The organism is Desulfobacula sp. (genome assembly GCF_021107415.1).
On sequence record NZ_JAIOSW010000340.1, the window covers coordinates 1 to 2,629 of the forward strand.

General features: G+C 46.3%; 2 protein-coding genes. Both read left to right on the top strand.

Features of this window, described 5'->3' with window-relative positions; translation table 11 throughout:
- The coding region (locus K8S13_RS17185; protein ID WP_291464406.1) for an ATP-binding protein at positions 1 to 1,505 on the top strand (1,505 nt) is incomplete at its 5' end.
- 15 nt (positions 1,506 to 1,520) lie between these two features.
- Positions 1,521 to 2,629: sigma-54 dependent transcriptional regulator (locus tag K8S13_RS17190; protein WP_291464408.1), on the top strand; the 1,109-nt coding region annotated here is incomplete at its 3' end.

Below are 2,629 nucleotides of genomic sequence, written 5' to 3' on the forward strand. Positions count from 1 at the left end.
ATGGTTGCTTTCTGTTTAATCCTGATGCCGCCTTTATCGGAACTAATGCCTTTAGAATGCGGGAGTCAAAATACCCCAGCAGTTCTTTTGAAAAAAGCAATGTCTTCCAAAAGGATGAGATGCTCAAAGGCCATGAAGGCACAGGGGAGTATGTTTCCGGATGGCAGCGGGGAATTACCGGTAAAATAGAAAAGTTGATCGCCTTCTGCCCTGTTGTTATTTCCGATACTCCTATTCAAAAATGGTCGGTGGCCGTGGTTGCACCGGTTTTAGAAGTAGAAGCATTCATAAAAAGTGGCTACCGACGCCAATATTTGCTGCAAATCATTATCCTGTTAATTATTGTACTGGGCGCTTCAACGCTCATTTTAGTAGAAAAACGATGGTCAAAGATTCTGGGAAAAAAAGTAAAAAAACGAACCGAAGCACTCCAGCGATCAGAAGAAAAATATCGTTCCCTGGTGGAAAGTGCCGAGGATTTTATTTTCACCGTCAATTTAGCGGGCAATTTTCAATCCATGAACAGTTTTACGGCAAATTTTTTTGGCGGCAGTCCCAGTGAATTTCTTGGAAAACACCTCTCAACCCTATTTTTTCCCGCAAAATTGGCAAAAAAACAACTAATGCGGGTCCAACAGGTATATGATACCGGAAAAAGTGTGAGGGATGAGTTTGAGTTGACCCTGGCCGAACACCAAATCTGGATTAACGCCAATTTCATGCCCTTGAAAAATAAAGCCGGCAAAGTCAACACCGTCCTATGTATTGCCAGAGACATTACGGAGAACAAGAACCTGGAACATCAGCTGGTCAATGCGGAAAAGTTGGCTTCTCTGGGGACTCTGGCGGCCGGGGTGGCACATGAAATCAACAACCCCATGGGGGTCATCCTGGGGTTTTGTGACCTGTTGCTGCAAAAAGCCGAAAAGGGCAGCCAAACCCATGGAGACTTGAAGATCATCGAACGCCAAGGGCTGCATTGCAAAGAAGTTGTCGAAAACCTGTTAAGCTTTGCCCGCCTGAACAAGGAAAGTTCCGAATACGCGGATTTAAATCCGTGCTTTGGCGAGATCATTAACGTCGTAAAACACACCCTGGAGATGAACGATATCGAACTGATTACCAGATTTGCCCCGGATATTCCTCCGGTTAAGGGTGACCCCCGACAACTCCAGCAGGTATTTCTCAACTTGATCAACAATGCCGTTGCGGCCATGGAGTATGGTGGGATCCTGACCCTTCGTACGCACCTTGATCGAGGCAGCCGCAAAGCAGTGGTCCAATTCAAGGATACCGGTACGGGGATTGCACCGGAAAATATGGACCGAATCTTTGAGCCTTTTTTTACCACCAAGCCGGAGGGCAAAGGAACCGGGCTGGGTTTGTTTGTCAGCTACGGTATTGTTGCCAAGTATGGCGGTACCATCGATTGCGTGAGTCATACTGCAAATACTTCTGAAGGTGGTATTGGAACCACGTTTACCATTATACTGCCGACAAGATAATAGGATGGGGGAACAATGATTGGAAAGATTTTAGTCATAGATGATGAAAAGGACATGCTTTTGTTGTTACAGCGCATTATTACCGGTGAGACCCAACACGAACTGGTTACCGAGTCCAATCCTTTGAAGGCCCTTGAACTATTTAAAAAACAATCGTTCGATCTTGTCATCACCGACTTGAAAATGCCTAAAATGGACGGTATTAAGCTGTTGAAAGAAGTCAAAAAAATTAGAGCCAATGTCTCGGTCATTGTCATGACAGCCTATGGTACCATTGAAACTGCTGTGGAAGCAATTCGGAAAGGTGCCTATGATTATATCACCAAACCGTTTCGGCGGGAACGCATTGTGCTGACCATCGACAAAGTGATGAAGTGGCAGGAAATCATAGGAGAAAACCTGGCCCTACGTCAAGCTCTGGCCGAAAAAGGTGCGTTTTCATCCATTATTGGATCCACACCGGTTATGATAGAAATTTTTGAACGCATCCGGCAGGTGGCCCCAACCATGGCCACCATTCTCATTACCGGTGCCAGTGGAACCGGTAAAGAACTGATCGCCAAAGCCCTTCATCATCACAGTTTAAGGCACAAGAATAAAATGATTACGGTAAACTGCACGGCCATCCCCGAAAATGTCATCGAAAGTGAGCTTTTCGGTCATGTCAAGGGGGCATTTACCGGCGCCTGGAAAGATAAACGGGGATTGGTTGAAGCGGCCCATGAGGGCACCCTTTTTTTGGATGAAATCGGCGATCTGAGCCCCGGGCTGCAAACCAAACTTCTGCGTCTCCTCCAGGAAGGGGAGTATAGACCCGTGGGAAACGAAATTACCCGCAAGGCGGATTTACGATTCATCGCCGCCACCAACCACGATTTAAAAACCGAAATCAAGGAGAATCGTTTCCGGGAAGATCTTTTCTATCGCCTGAATGTTATTCACTTCCATCTGCCGCCGCTTAAGGAACGTAAACAGGATATTCCCATCATAAGCTTTCATTTCCTTAAAAAATATACCCGCCTTTACCAGAAAAACATACAGGATATCTCACCCGCGGCGATGCAGGCCATGATGCTGCATGACTTTCCTGGCAATATCCGCGAGCTGGAAAATATCATTGAGCG